The following is a 17,277-nucleotide window of genomic DNA, read 5'->3' as shown; positions in this document are numbered from 1 at the left end:
GCACCGGGAACACACGACGGAGGAGCAGTGCACGATCGATACGGCCAAGAGCGGGAGCAGGGCCCCCGGGAGGAGGCCGGCGACCGGTCCGAGGCCGCCGCAGGTCCGGCCCGGCACGCCGGCGCCCCGGCTGAGCCGTTGACGCCGCAGGTTCCCGGTGCGTCCGGCACTGCGGAGGTACGGGACGCCGCCCCCGGCGCTGACCGCCCGCAACCGCCCGCCACGGCACCGCGGCACGCCGCGCCGCAGGCAGCGCAACGCCCCCTTCCCGAGGCACAACCGACCGGTTCGCGCGAGGCCGAAGCCCCCGAGGCCGCGTCCACCGGAGCCGCGGCCGGCGCGGAGGGCGAGGAGAAGCCCATGACGGCCGCGGGCCTGCCGTTGCGCGTGCCCGCCCCGGAGCCGGCCATCTCCGCCCGGCGCCGCGCGCGACTGGCCGCCCGGGCCGCAGCCGAGACGGAGCAACGGGCCGCCTCCGCCACGGCGTCGGCCCCGCCTGCCGGCCCCGGGGGAGAGTCGCCCGCCGGTACCGGCGGGGAGACGTCCGCAGCCTCGTCGTCCGCCACCGGGCAGAACTCCCCGACGGGCCGGGAGACGGCTCCCGCAACGGTCGTCCCGCTGAGCGACGCACGCGCCTTCGGCGGCGGTGCCGTGGGTGGGGCTCACACCACCGGCCCTGAGGCGGCAACGGGGCCCGAGGAGGCCACCCGCCGCGACGGACCCGCCGGCCCGCTGCCCCAGCAGGACCCGGCGGCGCGATCCCGGACCGTCTCCGCCACCGCGGGAGCGGCCCCGTCCGCCTCCTCGGAGCCCGGCGGCTCCGCCTACCCGACCACCGGGTCCGCGCTCAACTCCGCGCCTCCGGCATCCGGTGCGTCCGCCGTCGCGCCCCCGGCGTCCGACGCGTCCGCCGTCGCCTTCGGCACGTCCACCACCGCGACCGGGGCCGCCGGTGCCGCCGGTGCGTCCGGTGCGACCGACGCACCTGAGGAGCCTGCGCCCCAACGGCCGTCCGCGGCCGCGCCCGTGCCTCAGCAGCCGGCCCATGACGCCTCCGTGCCCCAGCAGCCGGCTTCCGACGCGTCCGCCGTGTCCCAGCAGCCGGCTCCCCCTGCCGCCGCGCGCCCACAGCAGGTTTCTGCCACCTCCGGAGCCCAGGGGCAGGTCCTTGCCGGCCCCGAACCGGAGCAGCTGGTTCCGGCCGTCGCCGCCGCGGTGCCCGAGCCGTATCTCCCGCCCACGATCCGTCCGGTGGCGGTCCCCCGGTCGTCGGCCATCCTGCCGAGGGGGACGGCCGGCCTCACCTGGACGCCTCCCGCCCACCTCTCGTCCGGCTCGCGGACCTACGCGCCGGGTGCCTCGTACATGTCCGTACCGGGCGTCGTGGAGGGCGGTCACACGGAGGTCATGCCCGAGCGGCCGGGCAGTGACGGCGAGCACCTCGTGCAGCGGTGGATGGGCACGACGGAACGGGCGGATCGTTTCTACAACGAGCAGATGCTGGACCGGCTCAACGAGCAGATGCAGGAGTTCGTGGCCCGCCAGGAGATGTTCTTCCTGGCGACCGCCGACCGCAAGGGCGAGTGCGACTCCACCTTCCGGGCCGGTCCGCCGGGATTCGTGCAGGTCCTCGACGCCCACACGCTGGCCTACCCGGAGTACCGCGGCAACGGCGTCCTGGCCTCCGTCGGCAACCTCTCGGAGAACCCGCAACTGGGCATGATGTTCATCGACTTCACCCGGGACCGCATCGGGCTGCACGTCAACGGAAAGGCCCGGATCAGCCTCGACGAGGAGATGCGCGAACGCCACCCCGACCTGCCCTTCGAGACCGCCCCCGGGCGGCGTCCGCAGCTCTGGGTGGAGGTGGAGGTGGAGGAGGCCTTCATCCACTGCCGTAAGCACATCCCCCGCATGGTCCGGGTGGCGCCGCAGGACGGCAGCGACCGCAAGTGGGGAACCGACGACAAGCGCCACAAGGGCGGCGACTTCTTCGGAGCCGCGGCGGAGGCGGCCGAGGAGGCATCGGTCGTCCAGGCCGCGGTGACGGCGGGCGGGCCGGTGGAGTACCCGGCGGAGGCGGCCGTGCCCCCGCAGACCCCGGAGGGCTTCCGCCGCGAGGCCCGACGGGCCCTGGAGCGGGCGGGCCTGGACGCCGGCACGCTGGAGGAGACGCTTCCGGTGACGACGGCGCCGGATGCCTGGGTGGCGGCCGGGACCGGCCCCTGGCCGGCGTCGGACGCCGGTCCCTGGCCGGCTGCGGGCTCCGGCGACGACGCGGCGCTACCGGGCCCGCAGGTGGAAGCGGAGAGGTCATGGCTCCCTGCGGTCGCCGACCGGACCGCGGGCAACGGCTGGAACGGCGGACAGGCGGGGGAGGAGCCGGCTGCGGACGACGGCCGGTCGCGGCGCCCGCAGGAAGCTGAACGCTCCTTCGCCTGGTTCGACTGACCGGCTCCGCAGGCGGTGGGCGGGGGCCGCGTGCCGCCGCCCACCGCGAGGCGGCGTACGCCGCCCGGCACCGCCCCCGAAGTCGCCTCGCCGGGACGGGCGCACGCGAAGTCGCCCCGTGCCGAGGTCGGTCCGGGCGAGGCCGTGGTTGACGCGCAGTCGGGCCCAGCGGAACCGTGACGCAGGACAGTCGTGCCTCACGCGGAAGCGTGGGTCATGCGCAGTCCTGCCTCACCCGAAGTCGACGGCGTGCATGGCCCGTACGCCCTCGATGTTGCCGTCCAGGAAGTGGCGGAGCGAGAGCGGCACGACCTCCACCGAGGCGATGCCGACACGGGTGAAGGGGACCCGGACGATCTCGTACTCGCCGCACGGCTCCTCGACCTCCGGGCCGTGCCGGCGGGCGAGGTCCATCGACTTCAGGCGGCAGAGGAAGAAGTGCTGCACCTTCACCCCGTCCTCGCCCTCCTCGTCGAAGTGCTCGACGGTGTCGACGAACACCGGCAGCACGTCGGTGACCTCCGCCCCCAACTCCTCGTCGAGTTCGCGGTGCAGGGCGTCGAGGACCGTGGCGTCCGAGGGCTCGACGCCGCCTCCCGGGGTGATCCAGTACGGCGGATGTCCGGGTTTGGTGCGCTTGATGAGGAGGAGGTCCTCCCCGTCGAGAAGGACGGCGCGGGCGGTGCGCTTGACGACTGGACGTGCGGTCATACGCCACAGATGCCGCGGCGTCCCCCTGCCGAAACCCCCGGTTCCGGTGGTGTGCGCGAAGTGCCCGGCCGCCGGGCGGACTTGCGTGCGCCGGTCACTCGGCGTGCCGGGCGGCCGGGGCCCCGTCCGCCGGGGAGGGAGGACGCGCAGGGGCCGCCCGCCACGGGGAGACGCCGCCCGGGTGCCCCTTCCGCGGGACGGAACGGCTCCCGGGCGCCCTTCGCTACGGTCGCCGGGCCGCCTCGTCCAGGGCGCGGGCGACGTCGGCCACCAGGTCGTCGGTGTCCTCCACGCCCACCGAGAAGCGCACGAACCCCTCCGGCACGTCGTCCCCGCCCCACCGCCCCCGGCGTTCGGCGGTCGAGCGGACCCCGCCGAAGCTGGTGGCGTCGTCGACCAGGGTCAGGGCGGCCAGGAAGCGTTCGGCGTGTGCCCGGTCCGGCAGGGTGAAAGAGACCACACAGCCGTACCGGTCGCCGTGCATCTGCCGCCGGGCCGGCTCGTGCGCGGGGTCGCCCGGCGCGCCGGGGTGGCGGACCGAGGTGACCTCGGGGCGGTCGCGCAGCATCCCGGTCAGCGCCAGGGCGGTACGGGCCTGCTGGTCCACCCGGAGCGCCAGGGTGGCCAGCGAGCGGTGCGCCAGCCAGCTCTCCATGGGGCCGGGGACGGCACCGCTCAACTTGCGCCAGGACCGCACCCGGTCGGCCAGGTCGGCGTCCCGCGTGCAGACGTACCCGAGCAGCACGTCGCCGTGGCCGGTGAGCGCCTTCGTGCCGCTGGCCACCGCGAAGTCGGCGCCCAGCTCCAGGGGACGCTGTCCGAGCGGGGTCGCCAGCGTGTTGTCCACCGCCACCAGCGCCCCCTCCCGGTGTGCCGCCGCGGCCAGCCGACGCACGTCGCACACGTCCAGGCCGGGGTTGGACGGCGTCTCCAGCCACAGCAGCCGGGCGCCCGCCACCGCGTCGAGCTGGGCGTCGCCGGCGGTGGGGGCGGTGCGCACCACCACCCCGAACTCGGTGAGGCGTTGGCGCACGGTCGCCAGCAACTGGTAGCCGTCGCTGGGCAGTACCACCACGTCACCGGGGCGCAGGCAGGAGAAGAGGACGGCGGTCACGGCGGCCATGCCGGAGCCGAACGCCACGGTGTGGGCACCGCCGGACGGGGACTCCAGCTCCCCGACGGCCTGTTCCAGCCGTGTCCAGGTCGGGTTGGCGTCGCGGCCATAGGTGTACGGACCCACCGCCTCACCGGGGAGGTGGTAGTGGGCAGCGAACACGGGCCCGGGGAGCGCGGGCTCGTAGGCGCCCGGCTCAGGGAGCCCCGCCCGTACCGCGCGGGTGCTGTCACCGGTCATGTGCCCTCCTCGACGTGGCTTTGGGGCGCACCCGCAGACCTGTCAGTCGTCGTCCGGCAGGGCGGCGTGCACCGCCCAGGAGACCACCGCGATGATCACACCTCCCAGCACCGCCGTCCAGAACCCGCTCACGTGGAAGGCCAGATCCAGCTTGCCGGCCAGCCACGAGGTCAGGAGCAGCATCAGGGCGTTGATCACCAGGGCGACCAGGCCCAGCGTCAACAGGAACAGGGGGAGGGAGAACAGCTTCACCACCGGCTTGACCAGCAGGTTGACCAGCCCGAACAGCACGGCCACGGCGAGCAGGGTGAGCACCCGGGTGGCGAGGTTGGTCCCCGTCAGCGTGATGGAGTCGAGCAACCAGACGGCTACTGCGAGTGCTGCCGCGTTGGCGACCGTCTTGACCAGAAGATTTCGCATGGGTGGGATCGTCGCAGAAACCCCTCGGGGCGTGCCCGGCGATGCGGCACACGACCGCCGACGAGGCCGTCGGCCCGCCCGTGGGGACCGGGACAGTGGCCGCAGCGGGACCACGAGGAGAGCGATGAGGGAGTTGGGGGCGTGAAGGCATTTCGGCTCGACGAGCTGGAGGCGGAGCGGGCGGCGCACGACGGTGCGTACCTGCGGTTCCTGCGGGAGCGGAACATGTCCGTCGGGCTCTACGCCCTGGACGCCGGCCAACTCGATCCGCAGCAGCCGCACCGGCAGGACGAGGTGTACCTGGTGGTCAGCGGGCGGGCCTCGCTGACCGTGGGCGCGGAGACGACGCAGGTGGCGCGGGGCAGCGTGGTCTACGTCCCGGCGGGCGCCCCGCACCGGTTCCACCACGTCACCGAGGACCTCCGCGTCATGGTGGTCTTCTCGCCGCCCGAGGCGTGACCCTCCTCGTCCCGCCCCGTCCCCCGGGCCCCCGGGGAGGGTACGACCGGGCCCTGGCGGCCCCTCGCGGACGCTCCCTGACCTGCGTGTCCCAGGCGTCCGCGGTGTACGGCGGGCAGGCGTGCGGGGCCCGCGGCGGGGCCCTGGGCGGGAGCGCTCCGGGGGACGGGGTTCCGCATCCCGTAGGGGTCGGTTCAGGGAAGGGCCCGGGGCGACGGGGGCCCCGCAGGCTCCCGCCGCGTCCTAGCATCGGGGGTACGAGGCGACATCCGTCGTGGGAGAGGCGCCGTGCGGGGACGTGCGGCCCGGAAGGCAGGGCAGAGCGGTGGCTGTGAAGGACGTCTTCGCTGGAGTTCCGTGGTGGGTGAAGTGGATCGCCGTACCCGTCATCGTGATCGTGGTCTTCGGCGGGCTGATCGGCACGCTGATCGGGTTCCTGGTGGGCCTGCTGTTCAAGGTGCTGGTGGCCGCCGCCCTCATCGCCGGGGTGCTCTACCTCGTCAGGCGGGCGAAGGGTTCCGGTTCCGCCTCGCGCAAGGACTGGTGAGGCCTCCGCGGCTGCCCCGGCCCGAGGGCCCGGCCCCGCCGGCGGCACCGCCGCGCACCCGCTCCGCACCGGCCTCCACGCCCCGTGCCGCCCCAGGCGGTCACGGGGCGTCCGTCTGCCCGCCCGCCCCCCGGCCGCTCCCGGGCCCCCTGTTCACGTGCGGGGGCGGACCGCTACGGTGGGGGCGATTTGCCATCGCGGGAGCTCGGAGCACCGGGCTGAGAGGGCGCTGACCTCCGCGGAGGGCCATGGGCGTGTGCACGCGCACCGGGCCGGCTCCGGGAGACGGCTGCGTCGACCGCTGAACCTGTTACCGGGTAATGCCGGCGTAGGGAGTGGGTCTTCTCATGACTCTCAAGAATGCACGTACGCCCGAAAACGGTCCGCAGGGCGCTCGCCCGGAGGACGCGGCCGGAGCCGACCGGGGCGCCGCCGCGCAGCCGCTCGGCTCGCACAAGGGCTACCTCAGCGGCTCGCGCCCCGACATCCGGGTCCCGGTCCGCCGGGTCCACCTCACCGACGGACGGGACGTGACGCTGTACGACACCTCGGGTCCGTACACCGACCCCGAGGTCGACACCGACGTCCGCCGCGGTCTGGCACCGCTGCGGGAGAACTGGATCACCGCGCGCGGTGACACCGAGGAGTACACCGGGCGCCCGCCGCGGCCGGAGGACGACGGCCTGCGGCACACCAGCCCCCGCGGCGGGTTGCGCAACCTCGACGCGGTCTTCCCCGGCCGCCCCCGCCTGCCGCGGCGCGGACGCGAGGGCGCGGTGACCCAACTCGCCTACGCCCGGCGGGGCGAGGTCACCGCGGAGATGGAGTACGTCGCGGTGCGCGAGAACGTCTCGCCGGAGTTCGTCCGGGAGGAGATCGCCGCCGGCCGGGCGGTCCTGCCCGCCAACGTCAACCACCCGGAGATCGAGCCGATGATCATCGGCAAGAACTTCCTGGTGAAGGTCAACGCCAACATCGGCAACTCCGCCGTCACCTCGTCCATCGAGGAGGAGGTGGAGAAGATGACCTGGGCCACCCGCTGGGGCGCCGACACGGTCATGGACCTCTCCACCGGCCGCAACATCCACACCACCCGCGAGTGGGTGCTGCGCAACTCGCCCGTCCCCATCGGCACGGTGCCGCTCTACCAGGCGCTGGAGAAGGTCGACGGCCGGGCGGAGGAGCTGAGTTGGGAGGTGTACAAGGACACCGTCATCGAACAGGCCGAGCAGGGTGTGGACTACATGACGGTCCACGCCGGGGTGCTGCTGCGGTACGTGCCGCTGACCGCGCGCCGCAAGACCGGCATCGTCTCCCGCGGCGGTTCGATCATGGCGGCCTGGTGCCTGGCCCACCACAAGGAGTCCTTCCTCTACGAGCACTTCGAGGAGTTGTGCGAGATCCTCGCCTCCTACGACGTGACGTACTCGCTCGGCGACGGCCTGCGCCCGGGTTCGATCGCGGACGCCAACGACGAGGCGCAGTTCGCGGAGTTGCGCACCCTGGGCGAGCTCAACACGATCGCCAAGCGGCACGGTGTGCAGACGATGATCGAGGGCCCCGGCCACGTCCCCATGCACAAGATCAAGGAGAACATCGACCTCCAGCAGGAGATCTGCGAGGAGGCCCCGTTCTACACGCTCGGCCCGCTCACCACCGACATCGCGCCGGCGTACGACCACATCACCTCCGGGATCGGCGCGGCGATGATCGCCTGGTGGGGCACCGCGATGCTCTGCTACGTCACGCCCAAGGAACACCTGGGCCTGCCCGACCGGGACGACGTGAAGACCGGCGTGATCACGTACAAGATCGCCGCCCACGCGGCCGACCTCGCCAAGGGCCACCCCGGGGCGCAGGAGTGGGACGACGCCCTGTCCGACGCCCGTTTCGAGTTCCGGTGGGAGGACCAGTTCAACCTGGCGCTCGACCCGGACACCGCCCGCTCCTTCCACGACGAGACGTTGCCCGCGGAACCGGCCAAGACGGCGCACTTCTGCTCCATGTGCGGTCCGAAGTTCTGCTCGATGAAGATCAGCAGGAGTATCACCGAGCAGTTCGGCGGTGACGAGCCGGCGGCTTCCGAGGCGGAGATCGCCGAGGGCATGCTCAAGAAGTCCGCGGAGTTCGCCGCGGCGGGGAACCGGGTCTACCTGCCGCTGGCGGAGTGAGGACCCGCGCCCCGCGGTGACGGCCGGGCCGGGGCCGGGGCGGGGAGGGCGCTGCCGTCGCCGCGCAGCGGGCCGGCGACCGCTCACCGGCGCGGCTGCCGGCCCCGCCCTCCTCGGCCCTTCCCGGTTCCGTGCCCCCAGCCGTCCCCGGCACCGGCTGCGCCTCCCCTCAGCCGTCCCCGGCTCCGGCTGCGCCTCCCCCCAGCCGTCCCCGGCTCCGGCTGCGCCTCCCCTCAGCCGTCCCCGTCCCGGCCCCGCCTCCCTCAGTCGCCTCCTGGCCCCGCGGCCTCCGCCGTGGGGCCGGGGTCGGTGGTGCGGGGCCGGGGGCGGGGGCGGAGCCTGCCGAACGCCGCCGACCGGTCGTCCTCCGCCGGGCCCGGCCGGGGTACGTGGTGCGGGGCGGTGGCCGGGTCGGTGAGCACCTCGCGGAGGAAGGGCTCGATGCCGCGGTGGAGCAGCGCCTCGTGCCAGGCGTCGCGGGCCCGCCCCACCTCCGAGCAGTGCTGCCCGTCCGCGTCCCGGCCCCCGTTCGCTGACGCTCCTGCCGGGCCACCGTTGCGCAGGGCGGTCAGCAGCAGCCCCACCATCGCGCCGAGCACACCGACCGCTGCGAGGAGAGCGAAGATCCACCCGGCTGTCACCAGGGCGCCCGCGGTGGCGTCGGTGGGGACGAGGGCCCGCGTGACGTAGCCGACGAGCAGGAACAGCACGGCCGCGACGGCGGAGAGCACCGGCAGCAGCACCGTGGTCATCGCCACCGCCCCCGCCTTCGCCCCCCGTCCCGCCTCGGTCCCGGTCCCGGCTCGGGCGGGGAGCACCGGGAAGTTGCCCGCACCGCCGTCCTCGGCCCTGGCGGACACGTCCGCCGCGTCCGGTGCTGCGGGGCGGACGGGTACCTCGGGTGGGGCGGGGCGGGCCTCGGCGGCGCCCGCCGCCTCACCGATGGTGGCGGGGCCGGTGGCCCGCGTACCCGCCGGCTCCTCGGTCCCCCCGTCGGCCGGTGGTGCGGAGGGCCCGCCCGGTGCCGGTGCGGTCCGGGCCGCTGTACGGACCTGGACGTAGCGCTGGTACTCGGCGGTGGCTCCGGCGGCGATCGCGGGCATGGCGGAGAGGGCCATGAGGCGCAGTTGCCCGGTCGCCGGCCGGTCGGCGACCGCAGGGCCGCCGGACGCCCGGGTGCTGGCCAGGGCCTCGTCCAGCAGGCGGACGAAGTCCTCGCGGTCCTCGCCTTCCAGGTGCCATGTGGTGTTCATCGCGCATCCCCCGATGCTCCGCAGGGCGTGGCGGTGGACGGCAGTGGGCCGTTCAAGGAAGCGGAAGAAAGCCCTCTACGGATAGGTCGATGGTAGGGCGGTGGCTGAAGTCCGTGACAGAGGGATTCCGGAAAACGCCCCGCCGGAAGCGGTGTTCAGAGCCGTAGTTGAGCTTCGGGCAGCAGAGCCCGCGCGCCGCCGGAGACGTCGGGGACTCATGGGACTCACGTGGCGCACGGGGCGCACAGGGCGTGGAGGCCGTCGGGAGCAGTGGGGCGGACCGGGGCAACCGGGAGCCCCGAGGAGAAGCACGGCCACCGGGAGCCGCGGGGCCGGCGGGTGCGCACGGCCGGGTTCGCACGGCCGGGGGCGACGGCCGGGACGGCACGGCATCAGGGACCAGCCGCATGCGGACGGGAACACATCGGCCACCGAGCAGTCAGCCTGCACGGGGACGGATCACATCGGCCACCGGCAGACCGAGGCCCGGAACATCGCCCACCGAGCCCGTCTGCACCGGACCGTGCGCACCGCACCGAACCGCCCCGAGAAACCGGTGGCCTCGGGACCTCGGGGTCTCCGGGGCTCGGTGTCGTGGGGCTCGGTGCTCCGGCCCTCAGCCCACCAGGGGGAGTTGGACGACCAGCAGCTGTCCCGCCATGGTCACCCCGCCGTCCATCGCGACGGCGAGCCCGTCCGCGTAGACGTGCGGGCCGTCCACCGTGATGCCGCCGTCCTCGCCGTCCTCGCCGCCGACCTCGCCCAGCAGGTAGGGGATCGGGCTGTGGCCGTGGACGACGCGGTGGCCGCCGTAGGCGCCGAGGAGTTGGCGTACCGCCTCGGCACCGCCCTCGTCGCGGAAGGCGAAGCGCTTGGTGAACTTCCGGAAGAGGTCCCACACCTCGTCGGCGTCGCTGCGGGTGAGGATGTCGTGGACGGTGTCGTTGACGCCCTCGATGGTCTCGCCGTAGTCCAGGTAGGCCGTGGTGTCGGAGTGGACCAGCAGGTGGCCGTCCTCCTCCATCACCGCGTCCAGCCGCGACATCCACTGCAGGTGGTGGTCCTCCAGGCGGTCCATGTCGGTCTTCTGGCCGCCGTTGAGCAGCCACGCCGCCTGGAACGAGGCGGTGCCCGCGCCGGAACTCACCGGGGTGTCGCCGAACCGCTTGGCGCCGAGCAGCAGCAGCTCGTGGTTGCCCATCAGCGCCTTGCAGTAGCCGCCGGCGGCCGCGGCCTCGGCGGAGAGCTGCATGACCAGGTCGATGACGCCGATGCCGTCGGGGCCGCGGTCGGTGAAGTCGCCCAGGAACCACAGGCGGCTGGTGCCGGCCGCCCAGTGGCCCTCGGCGTCGATGAGCCCCTCCGCCGCGAGCGCCGCACGGAGTTGGTCGAGGTAGCCGTGGACGTCACCGACGACGTACAGCGGCCCGGGGCCCGTGGCGGGGTCCTGTGCCGAGCGGGTCTGCGGGACGGGCACGTCCTCCTGGCCCTGTCCGGCCGGTGCCTCGCCGAGGGGCCCGCCGAGGACGGGGAGGTCCCGCACGGTCGGGGTGTACTCCTCGGGGACGTCCTCGGCCGGGGCGGTCGCCGGTGCCGGGGCGGGAACCCCGGGGGCGGGGGCGTCCGTGGTGCCGCCGGCGGGCGGTTCGGGGAGGGCGGCACCGGGCGGAGGGTCGAAGGGCGAGGGGGTGAAGGGCGAGGAGCGGGTGTCGGTGCGCAGGTACGCGACCCCGCCGGCGACCGGTGGCACGGGCGTGGGGACCACCGAGGAGGGAGGCTCTCCCTCCGTGGTCCGCACCATGGGTCCCTGACCGGCCCCCTGAGTCATCGACCCCTCCACCGTTGTGCCGCCGCCGTGCGCCACGGGGACCCGGCCTGGTCGAGGGCGGTCCGTGGTGCCGTGCGCCCATCATAGGAACGCTGCTTGCTGCTTGTGACGCACCCGGGGGTGGTCATTCCACCCCGCAGCGGCGTTCCCTGTCGGTTTCTCCCCGTCTGCGCGGTATTTCCGTCAGGGCCCGCCGCCTTCACCGCGACCGCTGCGCCCCCACGGCCGGGCCGTGGGGCGGCGACGCCCGGCCGGCGTCGGGCGGTCTGCCGGTCCGTGGGCCGCCGCGAGGCGTGCCCCTCCCCCGGTAGTCGTGCCCCTCCGCCCCGCTCAGTACTCACCACGGGGCTCGCGTGGCGGGACGACCGTGGCGCGCCGAGGGGGACGTCGCTGGGAGGAGGCCCGCACGATGAGGTGGGTGGGGACGATCTGCTGGACCGGTTCCCTGCCGCCGTGCCCCTCGATCGCGTCGATGAGGAGGTGGACCACGGCCGTCCCGATGTGCCGGGGCTTGAGGGAGAGGGTGGTCAGGGGCGGGTCGGTGGTGGCGTAGGCGGTGGACTCGCTGCAGCAGACCACCAGGAGGTCCTCCGGGACGCGCAGCCCGTAGCGGCGGGCGGCGGCCAGCAGGTCGGTGCCGTTGGGGTCGAAGAGGCCGTAGACCGCGTCGGGCCGGTCCGGTCGGGCCAGGAGGCGGTCGGCGGCGAGGGCGCCCGCGCCCGGGTCGTGCGCCGGGTACGCCTCGTAGACCGGGTCCTGGCCCCGACGGCGGCACCAGTCGAGGTAGGCGGTGGTGGACAGCCGGGTGTAGGTGTCGGTGGTGGTGCCGGTGAGGAGGCCGACGCGCCGGGCTCCCGCCTCCGCCAGGTGGTCGAGCAGACCGGAGACGGCCGCCTCGTGGTCGTTGTCCACCCAGGCGGTGACCGGGAGGGAGCCACCGGGCCGGCCGTCGGAGACGACGGGGATGCCGTGCCGCAGGAGTTCGGTGACCACCGGGTCCCCCTCGGCGGGGTCGATGACGACCGTGCCGTCGAGCGCCACGTTGGACCAGATGTCGACGGGGCTGCGGCGGGAGGGCGCCGGGAGGATCACCAGGGCGTAGCCGCGGGCCAGCGCAGCCGAGGTGGCGGCCCGCGCCATCTCCGCGAAGTAGGGGAACTCGGTGAAGGTGAACGGTTCGTCACCGTAAGTGGTCACCGTCAGGCCGATCAGTCCCGACTTGCCGGTGCGCAGGGTGCGTGCGGCAGCCGAGGGGCGGTAGCCGAGCCGGTCGGCGACCTCCCTGACGTGACGGCGGGTGGCCTCCGGGAGCCGCCCCTTGCCGTTGAGGGCGTCGGAGACGGTGGTGATGGACACACCGGCGGCGGCGGCCACGTCGCGGATGCCCGCCCGGCCCTGCCGGTTCTTCGGGCGTGCGGCCTCCGCACGATTCACCTGGTGCTTCCCTGCTGCTGTCATGGCGAGCCGATAGTAGAGGTCTCCGTGGGCCCTCACGGTGATGCTGAGATGCCTGCTCAAAGGCACGTTTCTGCAAGGTGACGGGGCGTCAGTTCCGTTGTTTGGCAGCTTACTTCTCTCCTGAGCCGCAGTTCTGCCGGGCGTAGGTGACGGCTGGCCTGTCGTCCCCCGCAGATATCGAACAGGTCTCAAGTCACCGCTTCGGGTGATGCGCGCCAGGGCGTGAGCCAGAGGCGCGGACCGGAGGGAAGGGGCGCGCTCCCATTTCCTGCGCGCTCCTGGGCGGCGGAGGGGCGCAGACGGGCCGGGGCGGCGGGTGGGCCGGTACGCCGTGACGTGGAGCTGGGCGGGCCGCTGGTCACGGTCGGTGACGCCGGGGCTGCGGGACTGTGGCGCATGCCTCGGGGCGGGTGTGCGCCACGCCCTACGCGTGCCGGCGGGCCGCGGCCTAGGCTGAGGTGTTCCCACCCCACAAGGACCGGACACCGGTCGAGGAGGACCCGAGGTGAGCGAGAACACTCCCCCCAGGCTGCGTGCCGCGCTCGACGGCATCCCTGCGTACAAGCCGGGCAAGCCGGCAGCCGCGGCGGACGGACCGGTGTCCTTCAAACTCTCCTCGAACGAGAACCCCTACCCGCCGCTGCCGGGGGTGCTGGAGACCGCCGTCGCGGCTGCGGGCACCTTCAACCGGTACCCCGACATGGGCTGCACCGCTCTGGTCACCGAGCTGGCGGCCCGCCTCGACGTGCCGGCCGCGCACCTGGCGACCGGCACGGGTGCGGTCGGCGTGGCGCAGCAGCTCCTCCAGATCACCACGGAGCCCGGCGACGAGGTCGTCTACGCCTGGCGTTCCTTCGAGGCGTACCCGATCATCGCCCAGATCGCCGGGGCCCGGTCGGTGCAGGTTCCCCTCACCGCGGACGAGCGGCACGATCTCGACGCGATGGCCGACGCGATCACCGACCGGACCCGGCTCGTCTTCGTCTGCAACCCGAACAACCCGACGAGCACCGTGGTACGGCGGCGGGAGCTGGAGGCGTTCCTGGCGCGGGTGCCGCGGGACGTGCTGGTGGTCCTGGACGAGGCCTACCGCGAGTTCGTCCGGGACGAGGACGTGCCGGACGGCCTGGAGCTGTACCGGGAGCACCCCAACGTCTGCGTGCTGCGCACCTTCTCCAAGGCCTACGGGCTGGCCGGCCTGCGGGTGGGGTACGCGGTCGCGCACGAGCCGGTCGCTGCGGCGCTGCGCAAGACGGCGGTGCCCTTCGGGGTGAGCCAGCTCGCGCAGGACGCCGCCGTCGCCTCGCTGCACAGCGAGCCCGCGCTGATGCAGCGGGTGGAGGCGCTGGTGGCGGAGCGCGCGAAGATGGCGAAGGCGCTGGTGGCCCAGGGGTGGGCGGTGCCGGAGTCGCAGGCGAACTTCGTCTGGCTGCGGGTGGGGGAGCGGGTCGCCGACTTCGTGGCCGCCTGTGAGAGCGCGGGTGTCGTGGTCCGTCCCTTCGACGACGGGGTCCGGGTGAGCATCGGCGAGGAGCGTGCGAACGAGCTGTTCCTCTCGGTCGCCGAGGCGTTCCGGGGCGAGTTGTAGGACTGCGGAGGACGACCGCGCGGCGCAGCCGCGGCCGGTCGGGCCCGGGCGGCGGCCCGCTCACCGAGAGGTGGGCGGGCCGTTCGTCGTAGGGGGCCGCGTGCAGGGCCCGCGCCCTCGCGCGCGGAGGGGCCCGCTTCCTCGCGTCGCGGGGGGACCGCCGGCGTCCTTCGTCCGCGGTCCGCGGGGGCGGCCGGCTGCTGTCCGGTGCCGCCGTGGAGCGGTGTCGCAGGTGGGGTCAGGGGTGCCTTTGCGGTGGAGCGGGCGGCCTTCTCCGCATCGTGAGGACCGTCACGTACCCCCAGGTCTGGGGGGATCCGCCAGGTGGGTGATAATAGCTTGTGAATGTGAACGCTTTCACAAGCGCACGCGCTTTGGGGATGTTCGTCCCCGTTGGTGATCTGTGCGCGAGGCGATGCCAACCGCAGACGGCGACGTAAGGAGGGCCCTGAGATGAACCTGGCGTTGGCGCCGGAGACCCTGGCCCGATGGCAGTTCGGGATCACGACCGTCTACCACTTCCTCTTCATCCCTCTCACGATCTCGCTCGCCGCCCTGGTGGCCGGCCTGGAGACCGCGTGGGTGCGCACCGGCAAGGAGAAGTACCTCCAGGCGACGAAGTTCTGGGGCAAGCTCTTCCTGATCAACATTGCGATGGGCGTGGTCACCGGCATCGTCCAGGAGTTCCAGTTCGGCATGAACTGGTCGGACTACTCCCGGTTCGTCGGGGACGTCTTCGGTGCGCCGCTCGCCTTCGAGGCGCTGATCGCCTTCTTCTTCGAGTCCACCTTCATCGGGCTCTGGATCTTCGGCTGGGACAAGCTCCCCAAGCGGGTCCACTGCTTCTGCATGTGGATGGTGTCGATCGGCACGATCCTCTCGGCCTACTTCATCCTCGCCGCCAACTCCTGGATGCAGCACCCGACGGGGTACCACTACAACAAGGCCACCGGACGCGCGGAGCTCACCGACTTCCTGGCGGTCCTCACCCAGAACACGACGCTGGTGGTGGTCTTCCACACGCTGACCGCCGCCTTCCTCACCGGTGCGGCGTTCATGGTCGGCGTCTCCGCCTTCCACCTGATGCGCAAGAAGCACGTCCGCGTCATGCGTACCTCGCTGCGGCTGGGCCTGGTGACCCTCCTCATCGGCGGCATCATGACGGCCATCAGCGGCGACACGCTCGGCAAGGTGATGTTCGAGCAGCAGCCGATGAAGATGGCCTCGGCCGAGGCGCTCTGGGACACCGAACAGCCCGCGCCCTTCTCGGTGTTCGCCTACGGCGACGTCGCCAAGGGCCACAACACGGTGGAGCTGGAGATCCCGGGCCTGCTGTCCTTCCTGGCCCACGACGACTTCACCTCCTCCGTCCCCGGCATCAACAACGTCAACCACGCCGAGCAGCAGCAGTTCGGGCCCGGCGACTACCGGCCCGTCATCCCCGTCACCTACTGGGGCTTCCGATGGATGATCGGCTTCGGCATGGCCTCCTTCTCACTGGGCGCGGTGGGGCTGTGGCTGACCCGGAAGAAGTTCTGGCTGGCCCAGCACCTGCGGACCGGTGAGGACGAGGTCCCGAACCTGGCGCTGGCCAGGAACCGGTTGCTGCCCACCCGCATCGGGCGCTGGTACTGGCGGCTCTCCGTGCTCACCCTCGGCTTCCCCCTCATCGCCAACTCCTGGGGCTGGATCTTCACCGAGATGGGACGCCAGCCGTGGGTGGTCTACGGCGTGCTGCGGACCTCCGACGCGGTCTCCCCCGGTGTCTCCCAGGGTGAGGTGCTCACCTCGCTGATCGCCTTCACCTCGCTCTACGCGATCCTCGCCGTCGTCGAGTCGAAGCTGCTGGTCAAGTACATCAAGGCGGGCCCGCCCGAGCTCTCCGAGGACGACCTCAACCCCCCGACGAAGATCGGCGGTCACCACGACGCCGACAGCGACCGGCCGATGGCCTTCTCGTACTAGGAGTCCGCCGTGCATCTCTACGACGTCTGGTTCGTCCTGATCGCCGTCCTGTGGACGGGCTACTTCTTCCTGGAGGGGTTCGACTTCGGGGTCGGGGTCCTGACCAAGCTGCTGGCCCGCGACCGCACCGAGCGCCGCGTGCTGATCAACACCATCGGCCCGGTCTGGGACGGCAACGAGGTCTGGCTGCTCTCCGCGGGCGGCGCGACCTTCGCCGCCTTCCCGAACTGGTACGCCACCCTCTTCTCCGGCTTCTACCTGCCGTTCCTGGTGATCCTGCTCTGCCTCATCGTGCGCGGCGTCGCCTTCGAGTACCGCGTCAAGCGGGACGGGGAGCGTTGGCAGACCAACTGGGAGCGGGCCATCTTCTGGTGCTCCCTGATCCCCGCGATCCTGTGGGGCGTCACCTTCGGCAACATCGTGCGGGGCGTGCGGATCGACGCGCACATGGAGTACGTCGGTTCGCTGGGCGACCTGCTCAACCCCTACGCCATCCTGGGCGGCCTGGTCACCCTGGCCCTGTTCACGCTGCACGGTTCGGTCTTCGTCGCCCTCAAGACGGTCGGCGACATCCGGGCCCGTGCCTGCCGTACCGCGCTGCGCGTGGGGCTGGTCGCCGCCGTCCTGGCCCTGGCCTTCCTGCTGTGGACCCAGGCCGCCCACGGCAACGCCGCCAGCCTGGGCGTCATGCTGCTCGCCGTGGTCTGCCTGGTGGCCTCCCTGGCCGCCAACCAGCGGGGCCGGGAGGGGTGGGCGTTCGCCTTCTCCGGGGTGACCATTGCGGCTGCGGTGGCCATGTTGTTCCTGACGCTCTTCCCGGACGTCATGCCCTCCTCGCTGGACGGCAACTGGTCCCTGACGGTCAGCAACGCCTCGTCCAGCCCGTACACGCTGAAGATCATGACCTGGTGCGCCGGCATCGCCACCCCGCTGGTGATGCTCTACCAGGGGTGGACTTACTGGGTCTTCCGCAAGCGGATCGGTACCCAGCACATCAGCAGCGCCCACTGACCGTCACGGTCACCGTCGCCGCCGAGCCGGCCACCCCCGGGGCGGCCCCGGCACCCTCCGA

General features: G+C 73.1%; 13 protein-coding genes and 1 riboswitch. Of the genes, 7 read left to right on the top strand and 6 right to left on the bottom strand.

The window, feature by feature from the left end:
• Window positions 1-27: 27 nt before the first annotated feature.
• Window positions 28-2,451 carry a pyridoxamine 5'-phosphate oxidase family protein gene (locus ACFV3R_RS01565; protein WP_385573419.1) on the top strand — a complete coding sequence of 808 codons (2,424 nt, stop codon included), beginning with the start codon at window positions 28-30 and terminating at the stop codon, window positions 2,449-2,451.
• Window positions 2,452-2,682: 231 nt separating this feature from the next.
• Here the strand turns inward: ACFV3R_RS01565 and ACFV3R_RS01560 are convergent, their stop codons facing one another.
• The 3 genes from ACFV3R_RS01560 to ACFV3R_RS01550 all read right to left on the bottom strand — a co-directional run bounded on the left by ACFV3R_RS01560 (window position 2,683) and on the right by ACFV3R_RS01550 (window position 4,936).
• A complete protein-coding gene (locus tag ACFV3R_RS01560) occupies window positions 2,683-3,162 on the bottom strand; it encodes an NUDIX domain-containing protein (RefSeq protein WP_385573417.1) in 480 nt (159 codons plus the stop codon).
• Between the two features lie 223 nt (window positions 3,163-3,385).
• Entirely contained in the window at window positions 3,386-4,516 is a 1,131-nt protein-coding gene (locus ACFV3R_RS01555; protein WP_385573415.1) for a cystathionine gamma-lyase, read from the bottom strand.
• Window positions 4,517-4,558: 42 nt separating this feature from the next.
• Window positions 4,559-4,936 (bottom strand): phage holin family protein, encoded by a 378-nt coding sequence (locus ACFV3R_RS01550; protein ID WP_385573412.1) that lies wholly within the window; start codon window positions 4,934-4,936, stop codon window positions 4,559-4,561.
• A gap of 141 nt (window positions 4,937-5,077) precedes the next feature.
• Here ACFV3R_RS01550 and ACFV3R_RS01545 point away from each other — a divergent pair, with 141 nt between their 5' ends.
• The 3 genes from ACFV3R_RS01545 (at window position 5,078) to thiC (ending at window position 8,113) form a co-directional block, all read left to right on the top strand.
• Window positions 5,078-5,395 carry a cupin domain-containing protein gene (locus ACFV3R_RS01545; RefSeq protein ID WP_385573410.1) on the top strand — a complete coding sequence of 106 codons (318 nt, stop codon included), beginning with the start codon at window positions 5,078-5,080 and terminating at the stop codon, window positions 5,393-5,395.
• Window positions 5,396-5,726: 331 nt separating this feature from the next.
• Complete coding sequence (locus tag ACFV3R_RS01540; protein WP_385574235.1) at window positions 5,727-5,942, top strand: DUF5326 family protein; 216 nt, start codon at window positions 5,727-5,729, stop codon at window positions 5,940-5,942.
• A gap of 187 nt (window positions 5,943-6,129) precedes the next feature.
• Window positions 6,130-6,294: riboswitch (TPP riboswitch) on the top strand.
• Window positions 6,290-8,113, top strand: a complete 1,824-nt coding sequence (gene thiC, locus ACFV3R_RS01535) for a phosphomethylpyrimidine synthase ThiC (RefSeq protein WP_385573408.1) — start codon at window positions 6,290-6,292, stop codon at window positions 8,111-8,113. (Overlaps the previous riboswitch by 5 nt.)
• A 263-nt stretch (window positions 8,114-8,376) precedes the next feature.
• Here the strand turns inward: thiC and ACFV3R_RS01530 are convergent, their stop codons facing one another.
• The 3 genes from ACFV3R_RS01530 to ACFV3R_RS01520 form a co-directional block, all read right to left on the bottom strand.
• A complete protein-coding gene (locus ACFV3R_RS01530) occupies window positions 8,377-9,366 on the bottom strand; it encodes a hypothetical protein (RefSeq protein WP_385573406.1) in 990 nt (329 codons plus the stop codon).
• A gap of 616 nt (window positions 9,367-9,982) precedes the next feature.
• Window positions 9,983-11,194 (bottom strand): metallophosphoesterase, encoded by a 1,212-nt coding sequence (locus tag ACFV3R_RS01525; RefSeq protein WP_385573402.1) that lies wholly within the window; start codon window positions 11,192-11,194, stop codon window positions 9,983-9,985.
• Window positions 11,195-11,524: 330 nt separating this feature from the next.
• Window positions 11,525-12,652: a LacI family DNA-binding transcriptional regulator gene (locus tag ACFV3R_RS01520; protein ID WP_385573400.1), complete on the bottom strand. Its 1,128-nt coding sequence runs from the start codon at window positions 12,650-12,652 to the stop codon at window positions 11,525-11,527.
• 505 nt (window positions 12,653-13,157) lie between these two features.
• Between ACFV3R_RS01520 and hisC the strand changes: the two genes are divergently transcribed.
• The 3 genes from hisC (at window position 13,158) to cydB (ending at window position 17,216) form a co-directional block, all read left to right on the top strand.
• On the top strand, window positions 13,158-14,240 hold the full coding sequence (gene hisC, locus ACFV3R_RS01515) for a histidinol-phosphate transaminase (RefSeq protein WP_385573398.1): 1,083 nt from the start codon (window positions 13,158-13,160) through the stop codon (window positions 14,238-14,240).
• 453 nt (window positions 14,241-14,693) lie between these two features.
• A complete protein-coding gene (locus ACFV3R_RS01510; protein WP_385573395.1) occupies window positions 14,694-16,205 on the top strand; it encodes a cytochrome ubiquinol oxidase subunit I in 1,512 nt (503 codons plus the stop codon).
• A gap of 9 nt (window positions 16,206-16,214) precedes the next feature.
• Entirely contained in the window at window positions 16,215-17,216 is a 1,002-nt protein-coding gene (gene cydB, locus ACFV3R_RS01505) for a cytochrome d ubiquinol oxidase subunit II (RefSeq protein WP_385573393.1), read from the top strand.
• Window positions 17,217-17,277: the final 61 nt, after the last annotated feature.

The organism is Streptomyces sp. NPDC059740, assembly GCF_042733155.1.
Classification (GTDB): domain Bacteria; phylum Actinomycetota; class Actinomycetes; order Streptomycetales; family Streptomycetaceae; genus Streptomyces.
This window is presented reverse-complemented; position numbering and strand designations above follow the sequence as displayed.